This window comes from Propionicimonas paludicola (genome assembly GCF_002563675.1).
Classification (GTDB): Bacteria; Actinomycetota; Actinomycetes; order Propionibacteriales; family Propionibacteriaceae; genus Propionicimonas; species Propionicimonas paludicola.
Window position 1 is genome coordinate 2,066,712 of record NZ_PDJC01000001.1, and the last position, 21,141, is coordinate 2,087,852.

The 21,141-nt window shown below is 68.3% G+C and carries 20 protein-coding genes and 1 tRNA gene; 9 read left to right on the forward strand and 12 right to left on the reverse strand.

Features of this window, described 5'->3' with window-relative positions; genetic code table 11:
• Nucleotides 1-34 precede the first annotated feature (34 nt).
• The 5 genes from ATK74_RS09635 to ATK74_RS09655 form a co-directional block, all read right to left on the reverse strand.
• The gene (locus ATK74_RS09635) at nt 35-1,303 is read right to left on the reverse strand and encodes a hypothetical protein (RefSeq protein WP_143483621.1); all 1,269 of its coding nucleotides are present in this window, start codon (nt 1,301-1,303) and stop codon (nt 35-37) included.
• Between the two features lie 12 nt (nt 1,304-1,315).
• The gene (locus tag ATK74_RS09640; protein ID WP_098460830.1) at nt 1,316-2,293 is read right to left on the reverse strand and encodes a ribose-phosphate diphosphokinase; all 978 of its coding nucleotides are present in this window, start codon (nt 2,291-2,293) and stop codon (nt 1,316-1,318) included.
• Nucleotides 2,290-3,753, reverse strand: a complete 1,464-nt coding sequence (glmU, locus tag ATK74_RS09645; RefSeq protein WP_098460831.1) for a bifunctional UDP-N-acetylglucosamine diphosphorylase/glucosamine-1-phosphate N-acetyltransferase GlmU — start codon at nt 3,751-3,753, stop codon at nt 2,290-2,292. Before glmU ends, ATK74_RS09640 begins: the two co-directional genes overlap by 4 nt.
• 163 nt (nt 3,754-3,916) lie before the next feature.
• Nucleotides 3,917-4,807: an FRG domain-containing protein gene (locus ATK74_RS09650; RefSeq protein ID WP_098460832.1), complete on the reverse strand. Its 891-nt coding sequence runs from the start codon at nt 4,805-4,807 to the stop codon at nt 3,917-3,919.
• Between the two features lie 77 nt (nt 4,808-4,884).
• Nucleotides 4,885-4,963 (reverse strand) — tRNA-Gln (locus tag ATK74_RS09655).
• A gap of 186 nt (nt 4,964-5,149) precedes the next feature.
• On the opposite strand from ATK74_RS09655, the gene ATK74_RS09660 reads away from it, so the two are divergent.
• Nucleotides 5,150-5,773 carry a TetR/AcrR family transcriptional regulator gene (locus ATK74_RS09660; RefSeq protein ID WP_245840885.1) on the forward strand — a complete coding sequence of 208 codons (624 nt, stop codon included), beginning with the start codon at nt 5,150-5,152 and terminating at the stop codon, nt 5,771-5,773.
• A gap of 57 nt (nt 5,774-5,830) precedes the next feature.
• A complete protein-coding gene (locus ATK74_RS09665) occupies nt 5,831-7,021 on the forward strand; it encodes an MFS transporter (protein ID WP_245840887.1) in 1,191 nt (396 codons plus the stop codon).
• Nucleotides 7,022-7,043: 22 nt separating this feature from the next.
• Here the strand turns inward: ATK74_RS09665 and ATK74_RS09670 are convergent, their stop codons facing one another.
• From ATK74_RS09670 to rsmI, 4 genes are read right to left on the reverse strand one after another with little or no spacing between them, the layout of a single operon-like run.
• Complete coding sequence (locus ATK74_RS09670) at nt 7,044-7,967, reverse strand: 4-(cytidine 5'-diphospho)-2-C-methyl-D-erythritol kinase (protein WP_098460835.1); 924 nt, start codon at nt 7,965-7,967, stop codon at nt 7,044-7,046.
• A gap of 9 nt (nt 7,968-7,976) precedes the next feature.
• Nucleotides 7,977-8,834 carry a 16S rRNA (adenine(1518)-N(6)/adenine(1519)-N(6))-dimethyltransferase RsmA gene (rsmA, locus tag ATK74_RS09675; protein WP_098460836.1) on the reverse strand — a complete coding sequence of 286 codons (858 nt, stop codon included), beginning with the start codon at nt 8,832-8,834 and terminating at the stop codon, nt 7,977-7,979.
• Entirely contained in the window at nt 8,827-9,669 is an 843-nt protein-coding gene (locus ATK74_RS09680; RefSeq protein ID WP_098460837.1) for a TatD family hydrolase, read from the reverse strand. Before ATK74_RS09680 ends, rsmA begins: the two co-directional genes overlap by 8 nt.
• Entirely contained in the window at nt 9,666-10,520 is an 855-nt protein-coding gene (rsmI, locus tag ATK74_RS09685; RefSeq protein WP_211283334.1) for a 16S rRNA (cytidine(1402)-2'-O)-methyltransferase, read from the reverse strand. The genes ATK74_RS09680 and rsmI overlap by 4 nt, the downstream gene beginning before the upstream one ends.
• A 231-nt stretch (nt 10,521-10,751) precedes the next feature.
• On the opposite strand from rsmI, the gene ATK74_RS09690 reads away from it, so the two are divergent.
• From ATK74_RS09690 to ATK74_RS09700, 3 genes are all read left to right on the forward strand, one after another.
• Nucleotides 10,752-12,269, forward strand: coding sequence for a dolichyl-phosphate-mannose--protein mannosyltransferase (locus ATK74_RS09690; RefSeq protein WP_425440117.1), 1,518 nt, complete (start codon nt 10,752-10,754; stop codon nt 12,267-12,269).
• A 273-nt stretch (nt 12,270-12,542) separates the two neighbouring features.
• Nucleotides 12,543-14,693 (forward strand): maltose alpha-D-glucosyltransferase, encoded by a 2,151-nt coding sequence (gene treS, locus ATK74_RS09695; RefSeq protein WP_245840889.1) that lies wholly within the window; start codon nt 12,543-12,545, stop codon nt 14,691-14,693.
• 142 nt (nt 14,694-14,835) lie between these two features.
• Nucleotides 14,836-16,230, forward strand: a complete 1,395-nt coding sequence (locus tag ATK74_RS09700; RefSeq protein WP_098460839.1) for a uracil-xanthine permease family protein — start codon at nt 14,836-14,838, stop codon at nt 16,228-16,230.
• Here the strand turns inward: ATK74_RS09700 and ATK74_RS09705 are convergent.
• Nucleotides 16,206-16,862 carry a pyridoxamine 5'-phosphate oxidase family protein gene (locus tag ATK74_RS09705; protein WP_211283335.1) on the reverse strand — a complete coding sequence of 219 codons (657 nt, stop codon included), beginning with the start codon at nt 16,860-16,862 and terminating at the stop codon, nt 16,206-16,208. The genes ATK74_RS09700 and ATK74_RS09705 overlap by 25 nt on opposite strands.
• A gap of 120 nt (nt 16,863-16,982) precedes the next feature.
• On the opposite strand from ATK74_RS09705, the gene ATK74_RS09710 reads away from it, so the two are divergent.
• Nucleotides 16,983-17,675 (forward strand): AzlC family ABC transporter permease, encoded by a 693-nt coding sequence (locus tag ATK74_RS09710; RefSeq protein ID WP_245840891.1) that lies wholly within the window; start codon nt 16,983-16,985, stop codon nt 17,673-17,675.
• Nucleotides 17,672-17,983 carry an AzlD domain-containing protein gene (locus tag ATK74_RS09715; protein WP_098460841.1) on the forward strand — a complete coding sequence of 104 codons (312 nt, stop codon included), beginning with the start codon at nt 17,672-17,674 and terminating at the stop codon, nt 17,981-17,983. Before ATK74_RS09710 ends, ATK74_RS09715 begins: the two co-directional genes overlap by 4 nt.
• 4 nt (nt 17,984-17,987) lie before the next feature.
• On the opposite strand, the gene ATK74_RS09720 is transcribed toward ATK74_RS09715, so the two are convergent.
• Entirely contained in the window at nt 17,988-19,232 is a 1,245-nt protein-coding gene (locus ATK74_RS09720) for a glycosyltransferase family 2 protein (protein ID WP_245841037.1), read from the reverse strand.
• Nucleotides 19,233-19,349: 117 nt separating this feature from the next.
• Here ATK74_RS09720 and ATK74_RS09725 point away from each other — a divergent pair, with 117 nt between their 5' ends.
• Nucleotides 19,350-19,865 (forward strand): glycosyl-4,4'-diaponeurosporenoate acyltransferase CrtO family protein, encoded by a 516-nt coding sequence (locus tag ATK74_RS09725; RefSeq protein WP_143483622.1) that lies wholly within the window; start codon nt 19,350-19,352, stop codon nt 19,863-19,865.
• A gap of 216 nt (nt 19,866-20,081) precedes the next feature.
• Nucleotides 20,082-20,285: a cold-shock protein gene (locus ATK74_RS09730; protein WP_098460844.1), complete on the forward strand. Its 204-nt coding sequence runs from the start codon at nt 20,082-20,084 to the stop codon at nt 20,283-20,285.
• 78 nt (nt 20,286-20,363) lie between these two features.
• On the opposite strand, the gene ATK74_RS09735 is transcribed toward ATK74_RS09730, so the two are convergent.
• Nucleotides 20,364-21,113 (reverse strand): YdcF family protein, encoded by a 750-nt coding sequence (locus ATK74_RS09735; RefSeq protein WP_098460845.1) that lies wholly within the window; start codon nt 21,111-21,113, stop codon nt 20,364-20,366.
• Between the last annotated feature and the right edge of the window lie 28 nt (nt 21,114-21,141).

Below are 21,141 nucleotides of genomic sequence, written 5' to 3' on the forward strand. Positions count from 1 at the left end.
CGTCCCGCCTGGCTGTGCTGGTCGCGCCGCGACCTCACGGAGCCTGCACATTCGAGCCGGTCCAGCGCCACACGAAGACCATCCAGACCACTTGGCTGATCGCGGCGCCCAACAGCAGCAGCCCGCGATAGGCGCGGCTTCGGGAAGCCCCAGCCGCGGCGAGAGCGAGCGGGAAGGCCGGGGCCAGCAGCCGAATCAGGCTGGTGTTCACCGGAACCACCACGGCCAGATAGGCCACGCAGCTGAGCACCCACGTCCACATCACCACTCCCAGGCTCATCACAGCCCTGGCCAGCAGAGCTCGGATCACGACGAGGGCAGCCACGATACCGACGACCACCCCGACGATGGGGCCGAAGTAGGTGACCATCGAACGCACATAGAGCTTGAACGGGAACTGGCTCTCCCCACCGTGCCAGGCGGCCTCGGTGAGCAGGTACGCGTTCGGCACGCCGGTGACCGCCGCCGCGATCGCCGGCCACAGCCCGATGGCCGCCACCGACACTACGGCCAGTGCGGCCAGCGAGACCCACCGGCCCCGGGACAGCCGGACGCCGTTGCGCCACTGCCACCAGGCCGAGACGATCAGCAGCAGGCTGGCCAGCGCCAACGGGGCGGCCAGTGGGCGGGTCAGTCCGGCCAGCAGCACCAGCGGAATGCTGAGCAGATAACGCTCCCGGGACCAGGCCAGCAGGATCGCCGCCACCAGCACTAGCGCCACCGACTCGGAGTACGGGATCTGGAAGATCGCCGAGGCCGGCGCGAACGACAGTGCGGCCAGCGCGACCAGCGCCGTCGAGTGGCCGAACCGTGGAGTGAACAGCCGGTAGGCCAGCAGGAAGAAGCCCAGCGAGGCCAGCAGCGAGACCATCGGTGCGGCCACCAGCCAGTCGAGTCCGGTGATGGCACTGACGCCGCGGACCAGGAACGGGTATCCCGGCAGGAAGGCCCACGGGTTGTTGTCGACCAGGCCGGCCGCGTCGCGGGGCAGCACGGCCGGATATCCGTTCTGGTAGATCTCGCGGAAGAAGCCGGCGTCCCAGCCGTTGCTGTACTCCAGGTAGCCGGGCTGGGCCGACGACCACGGAGTGGAGTCCTGGCGATTGGCCACGATCACGAACAGCCAGGCCGTGAAGAGCCGTCCGAGCAGCCAGATGGCACCGACCTGCAGCCACCACGGCCAGCTCGCAAGCCAGCGCACCAGCGGATCGACGCGGCGCAACTGGCGCCGGATCGCGACTCCGGCCTGCTCGAGCAGGCGGTCGGCAGCGTTCGTGGTCATTGTCGATTCGCTGCCGATCATCGCTGCCCCTATCTAGTGGCTGCCGTGGAACAGAGAGGCGACCGATCCGTCCTCGAAGACCGCCTGAATGGCGGCCGCAATCAACGGTGCCATCGACAACACGGTGAGCTTCGGGATGGTGATGTCCTCGCTGATCGGCAGAGTGTTGGTGACGATCACTTCTTCGAACTCGGACTCATTGAGCCGTTGCGGGGCCGGCCCGGACAGAATCGGGTGGGTGGCGGCCGCGATGACGGCCTTGGCCCCGAAACTCTTCAGCGCGGCTGCCGCCTGGCAGATCGTCCCGGCCGTATCGATCATGTCGTCGACCAGCAGACAGACCCGCCCGGCCACATCACCGACCACCTCACCGACGGCCACCTCATTGGCCTTGTTCGGGTCGCGGCGCTTGTGGATGATGGCCAGCGGGGTGCCGAGTTCGTCCGACCACATGTCGGCCAGCCGGACTCGTCCGGCGTCGGGCGAGACCACGGTCATCTCGGAGACGTCGTAGTGGGCCTTGATGTACTCGACCAGGACGGGCAGAGCCAGCAGGTGGTCCACCGGGCCGTCGAAGAAGCCCTGGATCTGGGCGGCGTGCAGGTCGATCGACATCAGCCGGTCGGCGCCGGCGGTCTTGTACAGGTCGGCGATCAGCCGGGCCGAGATCGGCTCCCGGCCGGCATGCTTCTTGTCCTGGCGGCCGTAGGGGTAGAACGGCGACACCACGGTGATCCGCTTGGCCGAGGCCCGCTTCAGGGCGTCGATCATGATCAGCTGTTCCATCAGCCACTCGTTGACCGGGGCCGGATGCGACTGGATCACGAAGGCGTCCGCGCCACGCACCGACTCTTCGAACCGGACGTAGATCTCGGAGTTGGCGTAGGTCAGCGAGCGGGTTGGCACCAGGCCCACGCCGAGCAGGTTCGCCACCTCCTCGGCAAGTTCGGGGAAGGCCCGTCCGGTGCACAGCATCAGGTGCTTGTTGTTCGGACGAGTGATGCCGCTCACTGCGCGCGCTCCTCGGCCGCACGTGCGGCCAGGGCGGCGTTCGCGGCCGCCTCAGTCTTGGTGCCGGCCCGCTTGCGGGCCACCCAGCCGGCGATGTTGCGCTGCTGGCCACGAGCCACCGCCAGCTCCCCCGGCCCGACCGGACCGGTGATCGTCGAGCCGGCCGCCACGTAGGCGCCGTCGGCGATGTCGACCGGCGCCACCAGCACCGAGTCGCTGCCCACGAAGCTCTGGGCGCCGACGTGGGTGGTCGACTTGGTGACCCCGTCGTAGTTGGCGAAGATCGTCCCAGCGCCGATGTTGGCGCCCTCTCCGATCACCGCGTCGCCGCAGTAGGTCAGGTGCGGCACCTTGGCGCCGGCGCCGATGATCGCCTTCTTGGTCTCGACGAAAGCGCCGATCTTGCCGCTGTCGCCGAGCTCGGTGCCCGGCCGCAGGTAGCTGAACGGGCCGACCGTGGCGCCGGCCCCGATGTTGGCCAGCTCGGCATGCGTCCTGGTCACGTGGGCTCCGGCGCCGACTTCGACGTCGATCAAGGTGGTGTCCGGGCCGATCACGGCACCGGACTCGACTGAGGTAGCGCCTTCCAGTGAGGTGCCCGGGAGCAGGGTAACGTCCTGAGCCAGGTCGACTCCCGCGTGCACCCAGGTGGTGGCCGGATCGATCACGGTGACCCCGGCCAGCATCCACTTGCGCAGGATCCGGCGGTTCAGTTCGGCATTGCGTTCGGCCAGCTGGACCCGGTCGTTGACGCCTTCGGTCTGCAGGTGGTCGTCCAGCAGCCAGGCTCCGACCGTCCGTCCATTGCTCCGGGCGAAGGCGACCACGTCGGTGAGGTAGAGCTCGCCTTGGGCATTGGCCGAGCTGAGCGAGGCGATGCCGGCAGTGAGCACCTCGGCGTCGAAGACATAGATGCCGGAGTTGATCTCAGCGATCGCCTTGGTGGCCGGGTCCGCGTCGCGCTCCTCGACGATCCGCTGCACTCCCTCGGAGTCGCGGACGATCCGTCCGTAGCCGGTGGGGTCGGGGACCTCGGCGGTGAGGACGGTGACGGCATTGCCCGCGGCCCGATGCTCAGCGACCAGGGCCTGCAGCGACTCCCCCGCCAGCAGCGGGACGTCGCCGGAAGTGACCACGACTTCGCCGCTGATCCCGGGCAGGACGGCCAGCCCGGAGCGAACCGCATCACCGGTGCCGAGCAGTTGTTCCTGGACGGCCAGCCGTGCGTGCGGGGCGATCTCGGCCAGATGAGCGCTGACTTGCTCCCGCTGGTGACCGACCACCACGACCAGATGTTCGGGCGCGAGAGCGTCCGCAGTATCGACGGCCAGGGAGATCATCGAACGGCCAGCCACCTTGTGCAGGACCTTGGCGGTGTCCGACTTCATCCTGGTGCCAGCACCGGCGGCCATGATCACCACTGCCGCAACCGGTTCGACGACGTTGTCCTGTTCAGCCACTGGCGCTCCCCGCTTGTTTTTCAGCTCCACGCTCCCGATGGCCCGCGGACAGGATCAGTGATCGAGCGCACGCACCTCCGAAGGGCGACTCTCACGATATCCGAGCCGACCCCCCAGCGCTCGCCGTGTAGGTCAAAGCCCCTACATCTGGTGCGTGGCTTGGCTACCCCAGGGGACGCGAGTAGACCTCACCGAGGCCGGCGAAGTCGGGGAAGATCGAGGCGCGGCTAAAGCCGAAGTTGTGGCGCAGCATGTCGGAGAGCACCGGCTTGACCGCGGCCGGAACCAGGATGCCGAGCATGTCGGGGAACTGGAACTGCGGACGTCCGAGGTCTTCGGTGAGCGGATCGGACCCGCACACCCGCGCCAGATACTCCTGATGCTTGGCCGGCCACGCCTTCGACGGTGGCAGAACTGGACCCAGCTCAGAGGCCGGTGACGCTTCGGCACTGAGCGGCTGGCTGTGCAGCACGAACAGGCCGCGCTGGGCGGCGATCCGAGGATCGATCGGCGGGGTCGAGTAGATCAGCGCGGCCGGCGGCTTCCTCAGCATCTCCGGATAGCTGTCAGTGCGGTAGGGCTGCTGAATCTCGGTGAAGGTGCTGCGCTGGATGGCCAACAGCAGGCCGTCCGCCTCCTTCGCCTGCGCCGAACCGTCCTCGCACAGGAACCACAAGGCGATAAACGGGTCAGTGGTGGCATCGATCAGCCGGGTGATGGCCCCGTGATGCCGCAGCCGGGCCAGGATCTCCCAGTCGCCCATCCGCTGGGCACCGTCCACTCCGAGCCGGCGGGCCTCGCGCAGCATCTCCTGCTCGCGGGCGGCCACCTCATCGGGGCTCAACTGCTCCCGGGACGCCTTGGACTCCAGCCGCCAGGCGACATCGGCGTGCCCCCGCCAGACAACGCCGGACTTGGGGCCGAGCAGCGCCGTCCCACTGATGGCGGCGAGCACCTGGCGGGCCCCGTCCCTCAGTGAGTTCGGACGCCGGCTGCGAAAGCCGGGCGTGGCCGAAGCCGGGATCTGGTAGATCATCCACTCCGGCCAGCGCATGACTTCATCGTGCCAGGCGAAGGCGACACATCGCAGGACCAAGACATGGCCGAACCGCGGGTTATGGAGCAACTTTGCTCCCCGGGCAGGAGTCGAACCTGCGTCGCTAGTCCTGATTCAAAGTCAGGCGGGCCCTGCCGGCAGACCAACCGGGGAACGGCCACAGCGAGGTGGCCGGCCCCAACTCTACGGGTGAGCGACGGTGCTCGCGACTCGACAGCCGTGACGCGCTGAGCGCGACACGTGCGAGAGAGATTCGCCAAGGCGCGGACGGCGGTCCAGACTTGGCCTATGTCCCAGGCAGTACCGGCGAACCAGCGTGCGCGGCGAAGTCGCGTCCGAATGACCCGGAACGAGCGCCGAGAACAACTGATCGACGTGGCCCGGGCACTGTTCGCCGAGCGCGGCCTGGACGGCACCTCGGTCGAGGAGATCGCGTCCCATGCCGGGGTCAGCAAGCCGGTGATCTACGAGCACTTCGGTGGCAAGGAAGGCCTCTACGCGGTCGTCGTGGACCGCGAGGTGCGCACCCTGCACGACGCCATTCACGCCGCGATCACCACCCCGAAGGCCACCCCGCGCACCCTGATCGAGCTGGGCACCCTGGCCCTGCTGGACTACATCGACGACCACCCCAACGGCTTCCGGATTCTGTCCCGGGACTCCTCGGCAACCTCGCCGGAGGGGTCATTCGCGACAATCCTGTCCGACGTCGCCTCCCGGGTGGAGGACCTACTGGCCGATGAGTTCACCAAGCGCTCGCTGAACCCGGCCAGCGCACCCCTGTACTCGCAGATGCTGGTCGGCCTGGTCGGGCTGGCTGGGCAGTGGTGGATGGACACCCGGGACGAGTTGGGCCTAGCCAAGCCCGTGATGGCCGCGCATCTGGTGAACCTGGCCTGGTATGGGATGCGCAACCTGCGCCCCGACCCGAAGCTGCTCACCCACCCACCAGAGAACGCCTGACCCAATCCACTGAGAGCGCTTGCATAACTGTCGGGGGGCACCACTACAGTCGTTCAGGTGAACTCCCTGACTTCCGGCAAAGCCGCCGCGGCTGTCGTCTCCCTCTTCGCCTACAACGGCCTGGTGATCGGCGCCTACGCGGCTTCAATCCCGACCCTGAAGGCCCGCTTCGACCTATCGGCGCAGTTCCTCTCGGTGTTCTTCATCACCATGGGCCTGTCGGCGATCGCGTCCATGCAGGTGGTCGGACGGCTCTCTGACCGGTTCGGAGCCCGCCGGATCAGCCTGGCAATGATCCCGCTGCAGGCGATCGGTGTGGCCCTGATCGGCTGGTCGCCGAGCCTTCCGGTGATGTTCGCCGGTGGCGTCATCCTCGGCCTCGGCAACGGCGGGGTGGACGTGGCCATGAACGCGGTCGGGGTCCAGGTCGAGAAGCAGCGGCCTCGTCCGATCATGAGCTTCTTCCACGGCACCTGGTCGATCGGCAACTTCCTGGGTGCCGGCCTGCTGGTGGTGCTGTCCCCGCTGCTGGCCGGGCAGGCTGACCCGACCGTCCATGCCGCCACCGCTATCGCCGCGGCCGTCGGCATCCCGGCGCTGATCGTTGGCTGGATGATCGTCCCCGAGACCGCCCCGGTGAGCCACGAGACCGCGGACGGCCCCAAGACCAAGCTGCCCCCGGTGGTGTGGCTGTTCGGGCTGATGGCCATCGCCTTCGGGATCGGTGAAGGCACCGCCATGGACTGGTCCGGCCTGCACGTGGCCACCGTGACCGGAGCCGATGCCGGTACCGCCGCCCTGGGCGTGACGATGCTGGCCGGTGCCATGGTGATCATCCGACTGCTCGGCGATTTCCTGGTGGCCCGGTTCGGCCGCCGCGCGGTCACCCGCTTCGGCGGCGCCTGCTCGGCGACGGGCTACCTGATCGCCGCGCTGGCCACGCCGCTGCCGGTGGTCCTGCTCGGCTGGGGCCTGGTTGGGCTGGGCATCGGCATGATCGCCCCGCAGGTCTATGCCTCGGCCGGCCATCTCGCCGGCGGACGCGGCCTGGCCGTGGTGGTCACCTTCGGCTACGCCACCTTCCTGATCGCGCCGGCCATCATGGGTGCCCTGGTCGGTGGGATCGGCGTGCAGCACACCATGTTCGTCCCGGCCGTCCTGCTGTTGGGGTTGTTGTTCCTGGCCCGGATCCTGCCCGGACGGGAGTTCGATCACGCGGCCGAGGTGGCCGAGCCGGTCAGCAGCTGAGCCGAGGCTCGTCCCCGACGGCTCAGCCGAGCAGCCGGGCTCCGGGCACCGGGCCGGTGACCCGCCGGACGCCATGGCAGGCGCCCGATCCGGACAGCGCCACCGAGAGATCGACCGCAGCCGACTCGTTGGGCGCCAGGAAGGCCACGGTGGGGCCGGACCCGGAGATGATCGAGCCGATCGCTCCGAGTTCGAGGCCGGTCTCGATCACCCGGCCGAGATCGGGACGCAGTGCCAGCGCGGCCTCACTGAGGTCATTGGCCAGCGCCTTACCCAACGCCACCGGATCGCCGGACACCAGTGCGTTGAGAAGATCCTCGGGCGGCTCCAGGGTGCCCGCGCCGCAGCCCAGCTCGTCGAACTTGCCGAACACCGCCGGCGTGGACAGCCCGCGATCGCTGAAGGCCAGTACCCAGTGGTAGCTGCCGCGGCTCAGCACCGGCACCAGCCGATCGCCCCGATCGGTGCCCAGGGCGGTCCCTCCGGCCAGGCAGAACGGGACGTCGGCGCCCAGCTGCGCTCCGAAGACCCGCAGCTCATCAGGGGTGATGTCCAGATCCCAGAGCACTGAGCAGGCGAGAAGGGCGCCGGCCGCGTCCGCGGATCCACCGGCCATGCCACCGGTGACCGGGATCGACTTGCGAATCACCAGGTTCACCCCGGCGTCCTCGTGGTCGACTTCCTTGGCCAGCAGCCGGGCGGCCCGGATCGCCAAGTTGTCGGCCCCGGTGGGCACCTGATCAGCCTGGTCACCGTGCATGGTGACGGTGAACTCCCCCGGCTCGGCCGGGGCGGCTTCGATCTCGTCGAACAACGAGACCGCCTGGAAGACCGTGGCCAACGAGTGGTAGCCGTCGGCCCGTCGGGGTCCGCTGCGCAAGGTCAGATTGATCTTGCCCGCGACGCGGACCCGGACCGACTGGTCCTCGATCGCCGGTGATGCCATGCCGCGAGGCTACCGCAGCCGCTGGGCCGCAGCCTCAGCGATCCTGGCGAAATCTGCGATGCCCAAAACCTCGCCGCGAGCTTGCGGATCTACCCCGGCTGCGGCTAGCACTTCCTCTGCTGCCGCGGACGAGCCGAAGCGGCCGGCCAGCGCCGAACGCAGCATCTTGCGCCGCTGCGAGAACGCGGCATCGATCACCGCGAACACGTCCTCCCGGCTGGCCGCGGAGGCCGGCGGCTCACGGCGCACCAGCTCAACCAGGCCGGAGTCGACATTCGGGATCGGCCAGAACACCTTGGGCGGCACGCTGCCCACCCGGCGTGCGGACGCATACCAGGCCAACTTGGCCGACGGCACGCCGTAGGTCCGCGAGCCGGGGCCGGCCACCAGCCGGTCGGCCACCTCGGACTGGACCATCACCAGGCCGGCATTCAGGCTCGGGAACCGGGTCAGCACATGCAGCAGCACCGGGACGCTGACGTTGTACGGCAGGTTCGCCACCACTCGGGTCGGCTGCGGGTCGTCCAGGACGTCCACGCTCAGGGCGTCCGCCTCGATCACCCGGAATCGGTCGGCGGCCTGCGGCAGTCGCTCGGCGACCGTCCGCGGCAGCCGCTGAGCCAGCGCGGAGTCGATCTCGATGGCGACCACCTGCGCTCCGGCTTCGAGCAGGCCCAAGGTGAGCGAGCCCAGCCCAGGGCCGATCTCAAGCACCACATCGCCGGAGGTCACCCCGGCCGCAGCGACGATCCGGCGCACCGTGTTGGCGTCGTGGACGAAGTTCTGCCCACGCTGCTTGGTCGGACGCAGCCCGATCTCGTCGGCCAACTCGCGAATCGTCCGCGGATCCAGCAGTCCCTCAGCCATCCTCGCCCCATTCCCCGAACAGCGCGGACGCGTTGTCGGCCAGTGTCCGGCACAGCTCGGTCAGGTCAGCGCCGCGGCGCTCGGCGATGAATCGCACGGTGTGCGGCAGCAGATAGCTCGAGTTCGGCTTGCCCCGGTGCGGCAGCGGGGTCAGGTAAGGGGCATCGGTCTCGACCAGCAGCCGGTCGTCCGGGGTGAGATCGAGCGCCTCACGCAGCGCCTCATTGGCCTTGAAGGTGATCGTGCCGGGAAACGACAAGTAGTAGCCACGATCCAGGCAGGCCCGGGCGAAGTCGGCATCACCGGAGAAGCAGTGCAACTGGACCCGCTGCGGCGAACCCTCGGCGGTCAGCACATCCAGGACATCGGCGTGGGCGTCCCGGTCGTGGATGACCAGCGCCAGATCGTGGGCCTTGGCCCAGGCGATGTGGGCGGCGAATGCCTCCCGCTGCCGACCCCGCCCCTCAGCGTCGGTGGTCCGGAAGTAGTCCAGCCCGGTTTCACCCACTCCGCGGATCCGATCGGAGGTGCCCAGCAGAGACTCCAGCTCGGCCAGCTGCGCGGGCAGGTCGGCTCCGGCCCGGGCGGCATCATTGGGGTGGATGGCCACCGAGGCCACCACCTGCGGGTACGCCTCGGCCAGCGCCACCGCCGCCCGCGAGGACGCCACATCGGTGCCGACCTCGACCAGCCGGGTCACGTTCACCGCTGCGGCAGCGGCGAGCGCGTCCGCCTCGGTCAGGCCCGAGTACTCAACCACTGACCCGGCGTGGGTGTGCGCGTCCGTGGTCGGGGCCGGCAGCGGCTCCGGGGACGCGGGTAGCTGCTGACTCACTTGGCCTCCTTCCGGGCGGCCAGGGCCGCCGCGTACAGGGCCTTGCGGGCCACCCCGGTCTCCACGGCCACCGCGGCCACCGCAGCCGAGAGCGGCTCCCCGCCGGCGATCCGTTCGGTGACCAGTTCGACTGCGTCGGCCACCGACAGCTCAGGCTGGGCGGCGCCGGCCACCACCACGGTGATTTCGCCACGCACTCCGTCCGCAGCCCAGTCGGCCAGCTCGGCCAGACCGCCGCGGCGGGTCTCCTCGTAGGTCTTGGTGAGTTCACGGCTGATCGCAGCAGGACGGTCGTCGCCGAAGGCGCCGCGGGCATCGGCGAGGAACTCCGAGATCCGATGCGGCGCTTCGAAGAACACCATGGTGCGCGGCTCCGCGGCCAGTTCGGCGAGCCGGCGGCGACGCTGCTCCCCCTTGCGGGGCAAGAAGCCCTCGAAGCAGAACCGATCGGTGGCCAGCCCGGACAATGCCAGCGCCACCAGCACCGCGGACGGTCCCGGCACCACACTGATCGGGTAGCCGGCCGCCACCGCAGCGACCACCGCGCGATAGCCGGGATCAGAGACAGTCGGCATGCCGGCGTCGGAGACCACCACGACGGTTCGTCCGTCGGCGATGGCGCGCAGCAGCTCGTCCACCCGGGACGCCTCGTTGCCGTCGAAGTAGGAGATCACCTTGGCCGAGGTGCTCAGCTCGAGACGGGCGAGCAACGACTGGAGCCGCCGGGTGTCTTCGGCCGCGATCAGATCGGCGCTGGTCAGCGCCGCACGAAGGGCGGGTGAGGCGTCTGCGGGATTGCCGATGGGGGTGCCGGCAAGGACCAGTCGGCCGTCGCCGGATTGAGTTTCCACGCAGGTCAGTATCCCCGATCAGACTGTCTCCGCCATGTTCTGGCCCGGTCCGCCTAGGATGACCGCGTGGCAGATGTCCAGGTGAGCCCTGACTCCGAGGCTGAGCAAGCGCTCGATGAACCGGCCGTATCTGCCACTCCCCGTCGGCTGATTCCGCTGCCCCGGCTACGCCGCAGCGTCGAGCAGCCGCAGTTGAGCACCATCGAACGGCTGCGGGACGGCCAGGAACAGCTGCGCGACCGGCTCGGGAGCTGGATCATCACCCTGGCCATCACTGCCTTGGCCTTCGTCCTTCGGTTCGTGAACCTGGGCTACCCGAAGAACCTCGTGTTCGACGAGACCTACTACGCCAAAGACGGCTGGACGCTGTGGAAGTACGGCTTCGAGAAGCAGTGGCCGGACAAGATCAACGACAAGGTGGTCGCCGGGCAGACCGACATCTACCTGAACCAGCCCGAGTTCGTGGTGCACCCGCCGCTGGGCAAGTGGCTGATCGGCCTGGGCGAGCAGTGGTTCGGGATGAACTCCTTCGGCTGGCGCTTCCTGCCGCTGATCTTCGGCACCCTACTGGTGCTGATCACGATCCGGATGGCCCGCCGGCTGTCCCGCTCGACCTTGATCGGTGCGATTGCCGGCATCCTGCTCACCTTCGACGGCCTCGCCTTCGTGATGTCCCGGATCGCTCTGCTGGACATCTTCCAGGCCTTCTTCCTGGTGGCGGCGGTGACGGCGGTGCTCGTCGACCGCGACTACTACCGCGGCTGGCTGGCCGACCAGCTGGAGGCTCGCGGCATCCCTGACTTCGGCGGACGGTTCGGGCCGGTGCGGTGGTGGCGTCCCTGGCGGGTGGTCGCCGGCGTGATGTTCGGCCTGGCCATGGGCTGCAAGTGGAACTCGATCTTCGTGCTGGCCGCCATCGGCGTGCTCGGCGTCTTCTGGGATGTCGGTGCCCGACGCCTGGCCGGTTCCGACTGGCAGGCCTGGTGGGCGGCCCTGATCGACGGCGGCTTGGCCTTCGCCAAGCTGGTGCTGATCGGCGTGCTGGTCTACGTGCTCACCTGGTGGGGCTGGCTGACCACCTCCGGCGGCTGGGACCGGGACTGGGCGGCCAAGCACCCCGACGATCCGCTGGCCATCCACCTGGGCTCGATGTGGGGCTCCTTCGTCCGCTTCCACCTCGACATCTACAACTTCCACACCGGCGACTACATCAAGAACCAGACCCACCCGTACGACGCCCACCCGATCGGCTGGCTGGTGATGGCCCGTCCGATCGGCATCGATGCGGTCAACGGGATTCAGCCTGGTGCGGACGGCTGCCCTGCCACTGGTCAGGACACCTGCCTGCGGGTGATCTCGGCCATGGGCACTCCCGTCTTGTGGTGGATGGCGTTCATCGCCCTCCTGGCCGCTTTCGTCTGGTGGATCGCCGGGCGCGACTGGCGGTTCGGTGTGCCGATCGTCGCGGCCATGGCCACCTACCTGCCGTGGTTCCCGAACGCGGATCGGCCGGTCTTCTTCTTCTACGCGATCTGCATCATCCCGTTCACGGTCACCTTGCTGGCCATGATGCTCGGCCTGATCCTCGGCCCGGCCGACGGCCCACATCGACGCCGCGGCGCGATCATCGTCGGAGTGGCTGTGGCGCTGGTGGCGCTGAACTTCGCCTACATCTACCCGGTGCTGACCGATCAGCTGCTGGTGTACCGGGACTGGCTGTCCCGGATGTGGCTGCGTTCCTGGATCTAGCGCAGCGAGAGGCTTCCGCCCGGAGGCCCGGGCAGCTCCGACCGCCGATCTCGTCGTTATCGAGGCCGTAGGCGGACCGCCTTCACGTTCGAGCGCCAATGTTGTCGTTATCTGGTCGCTAGAGGGCCCGCATTTCGACAACATCGGCGCTCGCATCGGATCGTCGCCGCAGCAGGCCGCTGATAACGACAACATTGGCGGTGACATCAGGCTCGAACGAGGAGCAGGCACCGGTAGCGGCTGCGTGGGGGCCGGCGCAGCTACATTGGTCCGGTGATTCGCGCCGAAGGCCCCAGCGCCCGTCCCCGCGTGCAGCGCCGTCCACCCGTCTTCACCGAGCCGGACGGGCCCGCGCAGGCCGACAATCCGGCCTACCTGGCGTGGCTAGAGGGCCAGTCGATGCTGCGTGACGCGACCGACTTGTCCCGGCAGTTGGCCGGCCATCCGGCCTTGTGGACGAAGTCCTTCGCGCGACCGGACCCGCGCCGCGCCGTCCAGCGGGCCGGCGTCTGGTTCACCGCCTACCCGCTGTCCCAGATCACCGCCGACGGGCAGAGCTTCCTCGGCGCTCTGGGCGATCCCGCGCTGTGGGAGGTCTTCGCACGGATCGGGATCCAGGCCGTCCACACCGGACCGCTGAAGAGCTCCGGCGGGATCCGGGGCTGGGCGCACACCCCCAGCATCGACGGCTCGTTCGACCGGATCAGCATGAGCATCGACCCGGCCTTCGGCACCGATGCCGAGTTCCGCGACCTGTGCGCCACAGCCGCAACCAACGGGGCCACCGTGATCGACGACATCATCCCCGGCCACACCGGCAAGGGGGCCGACTTCCGGCTGGCCGAGCAGGGCTACGCCGACTACCCGGGCATCTACCACCTGATCGAACTCCCCCGCGAAACCTGGAGTTGGCTGCCGCCGCTGGCCGAGGGAGCCGACTCGGTGAACCTCGATCCGGATACCGAGGCCCGGCTGGCCGAGGCCGGCTACCTGATCGGCGCCCTGCAGCGGGTGATCTTCTTCGAGCCCGGGATCAAGGACACCAACTGGTCGGTGACCGGCGAGGTGATGGGCGTGGACGGCGTCGTCCGCCGCTGGGCCTATCTGCACTACTTCAAGGACGGCCAGCCGAGCATCAACTGGCTCGACCCCAGCCTGGCCGGCCCTCGGCTGATTCTGGGCGATGCCGTGCACTCGCTGCTCGAACTCGGCTCCGGCGGCCTGCGGCTGGACGCCAACGGCTTCCTGGGCCTGGAGCCCACCGAGGACGGCCCGGCCTGGTCGGAGGGCCACCCGTTGTCCCGGGCGGCGAACCAGTTGATCGGCTCCATGGTCCGCAAACTGGGCGGCTTCACCTTCCAGGAACTGAACCTGGGCATCGACGACATCCGGGCGACCGGGGCGGACGGTCCGGATCTGTCCTACGACTTCGTGACCCGACCGGCCTACCAACTGGCCTTGTGCACCGGCGATACCGAGTTCCTTCGACTCACCCTGGCCGAGGCGCGGGCGATCGGTATCGACCAGGCGTCCCTGGTGCACGCGCTGCAGAACCACGACGAGCTGACCTACGAACTGGTCCACTTCGAGCACAACCGGGCCGACGATCACTACCGACTGTCCGGCCAGGAGTTCCGAGGACGGGAGTTGGCCGAACACGTCCGCCAGCAGCTGCGCGATGTCCTGCTCGGGCCCGGCATCGGCTACAACGCCCGCTTCGTCGAGAACGGCATCGCCTGCACCACGGCTTCGGTGATCGCGGCGGGGCTCGGCATCACCGATCTGGACGCGATCGGCCCGTCTCAGGCGGAGCTGATCCGCCGGGCGCACCTGCTGGCCTGCCGGTTCAACGCCTGGCAGCCGGGCGTCTTCGCGCTGTCCGGCTGGGATCTGGTCGGCGCACTGCCGCTGGCCTCGGCCCAAGTGGACGACCTGGTCGCCGACGGCGACACCCGCTGGCTGGAGCGCGGCGCCTACGACCTGCTCGGCACCAACCCGGACGCCACCGCGTCCAGCTCCGGGCTGCCCCGGGCGCGGAGCCTCTACGGCCCGCTGCCGGACCAGCTGGCCGACCCGGCCTCCTTCGCCTCGCAGCTGGCCGGAATCCTGGACGTCCGACGGGAGTCCGGCGTAGCCACCGGCGAGTTGGTGGACGTCCCCGAGCCGCCGCACCCGGGTCTACTCGTCCTGCTCAGCCGGACCGAGCACGGCACCATGCTGGCCGCCGTCCTCAACTTCACCGCTGGCCCGCAGAGCCTGGACCTGACCGAGCTTCCCGGGTTCCCACCCGGCCACTACAGCTCCCTGTCCGGCGGCGACGACTCCTACTTCGTCCCGGCGCTGCCCACCGAGAGCTCCCCCGAGCCGGCCACGACCGTTGTGAACCTCGATCCGTTCGGTGGCGTCCTGCTGCGCCGCGCCTGACTCCGCAGGCCGGGCCGGACGGCACAGCCGGCGCATAGCCGATCCGGATGACCCGCGCAGGCGAATCGAGAAAGTGAACATTCCCCCAACAACGTCCCGGTCTCAATAGGCTGCGCTCGGCCGCTGGCGAAAGGGAACTCACATGGCTGCATGGAAGCTGCATGGAAACGGGACGATCCAACTTGGTGAAGTTGTCGGACCCGACGAACGACTCGGCTGGGGCAAGATGTTCGGGCTCGGCGCCCAGCACGTGGTGGCCATGTTCGGCGCCACCTTCCTGGTGCCGCTGATCACCGGTTTCCCGGTCACCACCACCTTGTTCTTCAGTGGTCTGGGGACGCTGCTGTTCCTGCTGATCACCGGGAACCGCCTGCCCAGCTACCTGGGCTCGTCCTTCGCCTTCATCTCTCCGGTGATCGCCGCCAGTTCCGGCAAGGATTTCAGCCGGGCACTGTTCGGCATCATGCTCACCGGCATCTTGTTGGCCATCGTCGGCACCGTGGTGCACCTGGCCGGCTCGGCCTGGATCGACGCTCTGATGCCGCCGGTGATGACCGGCACCATCGTCATGCTGATCGGCTTCAACCTGGCCAGCGCGGCCTGGATGAGCAGCTCACAGAAGGTCGTCCTGGACGCCGCCGGCAAGTGCGTCCCTGACCCGGCCACGGGCTGCCAGATCACCACCACGATCACCGGCGGCTTCGCGGCCGCGCCGCTGACCGGCTGGATCACGGTAATCGCGATCGTGCTGATCGCGGTGCTGTTCAAGGGCCTGATCGGACGCCTGTCGATCCTGCTCGGAGTGCTGGTCGGCTACGTCGCCGCCCTGCTCCAGGGCCAGGTCGACTTCAAGACCGTGGGCGAGGCCGCCTGGTTCGGCCTGCCGGCCTTCAGCCTGCCGACCGTCGACTTCGGGGTCGCCGCGCTGTTCCTGCCGGTGGTCTTGGTCCTCATCGCCGAGAACGTCGGTCACGTGAAGTCGGTCTCGCTGATGACCGGCAAGAACTACGACAAGACCATGGGTCGGGCCCTGCTGGCCGACGGTGTGGCCACCACCCTGGCCGGCCTGGGCGGCGGCTCGGGTACCACCACCTACGCCGAGAACATCGGCGTGATGGCGGCCACCAAGGTCTACTCCACGGCGCTGTACTGGATCGCGGGTTGCTTCGCGATCCTGCTCTCGTTCATCCCGAAGTTCGGGGCGGCGATCTTCACCATTCCGGGCGGAGTGATCGGCGCGGCCGGCACCGTCCTGTACGGCATGATCGGCCTCCTCGGCGCCCGGATCTGGATCGAGAACAAGGTGGTCTTCACCAACCCGGTGAACCTGATCCCGGCTGCGGTCGGTCTGATCATGGGCATCGCGAACTTCACCTTCACCCTGGGCGGGATGACCTTCGGTGGCGTCACCGTCGGCACGGTGACCGCTCTGGTGCTCTACCACCTGATGCGCGGCATCGCGAAGGCTCGCGGAACCGACATCAGCGAGAAGGCCGACGTCAGCTTCCCCGACTACGAGCCGGAGCCGCTGGCCTGAGCCTGGGTCAACTGAAGAACCGAAGCCGGAACATCGATCCCCAGCCCCAGATCGGGGTTGGGGATCGGTGCTTCCCAGACAGTCCGCAGCGGCACCACGCCGGCCCAGCCGCCGGCGGCGATGTCCTCGGGCTCATCGGACGGGAAGCCGTCGGCCGTCTTCACCGACCACTCCTCGATCGGCAAGGTGAGCACCATGGTGGCGGCCAGCTCCTTCTTGGTGGAGCGGCGCACCTCCGCCGTCCGCCCGGGGAGGTAACGGTCCAGGTAGACGTCCAGTGCGCGCTCCTTCTCGGCATCGTCGAGCCGGGAGCAGGCCCCGAACAGCACCGCACTGCGGTAGCGCATGCCGGTGCCTTCGCCGGTGCGGGAGATCTTCAGGGCCTCCATCACCGAGACGGTGAAGCAGACCTGGGCGCCAGAGGAGATGGCCCGCATCCGGTGCGAGCCGGTCGACCCGTGGAACAGCACCCGGTCACCGTCGCGGGCGTAGCTGACAGGGAGCACCAGCGGCCCCTCGTCCAGGCTGATCCCGAGGTAGCCGACCAGCGCCTCGTCCAGGACGGCGTCCAGCACGCTGCGGTTATCGCTCATCCGATCGGCCATCCGGGACGGGGTGAGGTTGCGGGTCATGACGTCTCCTGAAGCTTGGCTGGCTCGATTCTGACCGAATCAGAGCGCGACGGTAAGGCCGCTGACCGCGCCCTGAACCGCGTCGCCGACCAGGTGACTCGATGCGCTAGCTTGGCTCGGGTGCCGAAAACACTCGCCGGGAAGCTCACTCCCGCGACCCGGATGGGCCTGTCGATCGCTATCGCGGTCGGGGTCTACGGAATCTCGTTCGGCGCCTTGTCCGTCACGGCCGGACTCACCGTCTGGGAGACCTGCCTGCTCAGCGCTTTGATGTTCACCGGCGGCTCCCAGTTCGCCTTCATCGGCGTGATCGGCGGCGGTGGGACCGGCGCCGCAGCCTGGGCGGCGGCCACCTTGTTGAGTGTGCGCAACGGCATCTACGGCATGCAGCTGAAGGCCCTGATCCGGCCACCGTCCCGGCTGATCCCGGTGATGGCCCAGCTCACCATCGACGAGTCGACGGCGACCGCCACCGCACAGGACGACCGCGATGAGCGGGTCCGAGGCTTCTGGACGGCCGGGCTCGGCGTGTGGCTGACCTGGAACGCGTTCACCCTGGTCGGCGCTCTAGCCGGGGACGCCCTGGGCGACCCGAAGCAGTGGGGCCTGGACGGAGCCGCGGTCGCCGCCTTCCTGGGCCTGCTGTGGCCTCGGCTGACGGCGAAGGATCCGATCGCGACCGCCATCGTGGCGGCATTGGTGACGATCATCACGGTTCCGCTGGTTCCCCCGGGCATCCCGGTGCTGATCGCGGCCGCGGTCACTGCGGCGGTCTGGGCCATCCGACGTCGACGGACGGCAGTGGCGAAATGAGCATCCTGGCCTGGGTCCTGGTCGGTGCGGCCACCGCGTTCGCCATCAAGTTGGCCGGCTATCTGTTGCCGCAGTCGCTGCTGGATCGTCCGCCGGTCACCGAGCTGGCCGCCGCCATGACGGTCGGCCTACTGGCGTCGCTGACCGTGATGAACACCGTCGCCAACGGCCAGTCGCTGGCCTTCGACTCACGGCTACTGGCCCTCGGCGCGGCCGCGATCGCGCTGAAGCTGAAGGCTCCCTACCTGGTGGTCGTGCTGGCCGGCGGTCTCGCCTCGGCCCTCGGACGGCTCTGCGGCCTGCCCTGATCAGTCAGCTGGTGCGGCCGGGCAGCGAGCTGAGCTGCGCGGACTCGGCCAGCGAGAGGTTCTCTGTGTGGTTGACGATGTGCCAGGTCGGGTCGCGGTAGAACAGCACCACCACGTTGATGATCGACCAGGCGAACAGCCAGACCGGGAAGCCGAGGACGGCCTTGGACATGCCGGTCCAGCGGGCCCGCTCCAGCCGGACCACCAGCAGGCTGAAGGCCAGGAGCACCAGGTAGCCGACCACGGTTCCGACCAGCAGGGTGACCAGCGTGTTCGCCACACCGGCCCCGCTGGCCAGGCCGAGCACGACGCTGGCCAGCCACAGGATGCTGGAGAGCCCACCGACTGTGACGCCGATGATGTAGAGGGCACCGTCCATGGCGCTCAGCTGGCCGCGGCGGACGCTGGCCAGCAGCTGCGGGACGGCGGTGCGGACCAGCTGCACGGTTCCGACCGACCAGCGGTAGCGCTGGATCAGCGACTGGCTGAAGGTCAGCGGCTGCTCGTCGAAGAACAGCGCGTCCTCGGCGAAGGCCACATGCCATCCGTTGGCGATCGCCTTCAGGGTGAACTCGATGTCCTCGCAGGCGCTGCTGGTCTGCCAGCCGTTGTTGCCCAGGACGCTGAGGGAGAACATGAAGCCGGTGCCGCCGACCGTGGTGCACGGCAGGTTCCACATCGCCCGCGGCAGGTGGATGAACCGGGACTGCATCAGCCAGAAGATCGTGTTGGCGCCGGCCACCCAGGAACTCGACGGGTTCTTGCCCATCCGGTAGCCGACCGCGATCGGGTTTCCGGCGGCCAGCTGGCGGTTCATGGCGGCCAGGTAGCCCGGATCGACGACGTTGTCGGCGTCGAAGACCACACAGGCGTCGAAGCCCTCCGGGAAGTGCTCTTGGAAGAACCAGGTGAGAGCCGCGCCCTTACCGGCCGGGCCACCGCTGGACCGCTCGTAGACCACGGCCCCGGCCTCCCGGGCGATCTCGGCGGTGCGGTCGGTGCAGTTGTCCGCGGTCACGAAGACCTGGAAAGCATCGGACGGGTAGTCCTGATCGTTCAGGCTGTTCAGCAACTGGCCGATGACGACCTCTTCGTTGCGTGCGAAGACCAGAACGGCGAACTTGTGGGCCGGACCCTCGGCGTCAGGCAGGGTCGGAAGCTTGCCTCCGAAGCGGATGCTCACCGCCACCTGGTACACCCCATAGAGCCCACTGATGACCAGCCCGACAGTGCAGACCGTCAGCAGCACCGCAATCAAGGCGCACCCCTTCCTGAGCCGTCCGCGTTCGCAGCCGCTCTCACCCATTGTGCTCTCATCTGCGCCGAAAACCAGGACGACCTAGGATGGAGCGAAGAGGTGATCGGCATGTTCTCGATGTTTGACCAGCTGTTCTGGTTCAACTTCATGCTCTATTGGGCGGGCACGGTGGTACGCATCGTGATCGATCCCTACCTGCCGGCATCCTGGTTCGACCCCGAGCGTCCGGTCTACCGCACCCGCAACTGGGAAGAACACGGCCGCATCTACCGGCGGCTGCAGATCGATCGCTGGAAGGATCGCCTGCCCGCGTTCACCCGGCGCGGCTCCATGTCGAAGAAGCGGCTGCTGACCTCCGATCCGGAGTATCTGGGCGAGTTCGTGGTGGCGACCTGCCGGGCCGAGTCGCATCACGTCCGCGCGGTGCTCTCGGTGGTGGTGATGAAGTTGTGGACGCCGCTGCCGTCGTGGCTGTTCGTGTTCGCCATCGCGCTGACCGGGAATCTTCCGTTCATCCTGATCCAGCGCTACAACCGTCCGCGTCTCCAGCGGGCACTCGAGGCGGCTCGGCGACGCTCGGTTGGCGAGCTCTACGGCGGCTCCTGGCAGCCAAACCCGGCCTGATCGCGGTAACATCCGCCGTTTCGGTCTCGCAATGGTCACAAATTGACACCCATCGGCTGCATTTCTCCCCATTTGGCGACCCGACCGGTATCGTGAGCCCGGTAGTCGATGTACCGGTGGAGTCCCGAGGCGGGATGAAGCCAGGCTTTAGCAAGGGTGCGGAGACGACAGGCGGTCTCGGCAGTCGGGGCCGCACCCATAAGAAGGAGTTGTTGCATGGCCACTGGCACTGTTAAGTGGTTCAACGCGGAGAAGGGCTTCGGCTTCATCGCCCCCGATGGCGGTGGACCCGATGTGTTCGCTCACTACTCGGCGATTTCGAGCTCGGGCTTCCGTAGCTTGGACGAGAACCAGAAGGTGCAGTTCGAGATCACGCAGGGCCCGAAGGGCCCGCAGGCTTCGAACATCACCCCCCTGTAAGCCTCTAGATCCAGATCGGCCCCGCTCGCCTGGCGAGCGGGGCCGATCTGCGTCTCAGGCCAAAACGGACCACGCACCTCAGCTTGGCTGCAACAAGCTCCACAGCGCAGCCACGGTCTCGCGGGAGTAGTTGGCCGACCAGAAGTACCACGGCGAATGGCAGCTCAGGTGAGTGGGCACCAGGCCGGCGCTCCGTGCCGTCCGCTCGGCCCGGAAGACGTGAAAGTCGTCGGTGACGAACGCGATCCGATACCTGGAACCCAGCTGACTGTCGAGCAGTCGCTTGGCGAACGCAAAGTTCTCTTCGGTGGAGGTGGACAACTCGTCGCGCAGGATCTGACCATCGGGGACGCCCCGGCTCAGCAGATAGGTGGCCGCTGCCTTCGCCTCCGAGATGTCCTCCTGGGCGCCTTGACCGCCGGTGACCACGATCCAGGCCTTCGGATTCTGCTGGTGGTAGGCCAGAGCGGTGTCCAGGCGCGCCTGGAGGGTGCTCGACACCGTGGTGCCGTGGACCGCCGCACCCAGCACGATCACGGCGTCCTCGTGGTAATCGACGTTGTCGGAACTGCCGTACCAGGCCAGGAGTCCGGACGAGACCAGCACCGCCGCCAGCACCCCGATGATGGCACCGTTGGCAAGCTTGGGCAGATCGGCGAACACGAAAGCCCAGACCAGAAGGCCAACGGCCAGCGCGCCAGCCAGGAAGTTGCCCAGACTGAGGTTGGCGACCGCGGCGAGCCAGAGCGCATTGACACCCAACGCCAGGGCCATCCCGAGCAGGATCGCCCGGACCACCGGATGCCGGTTGCGATCGATTGCCCTCACACAGGTCAGGCTAGGCGTGCCAACAAGT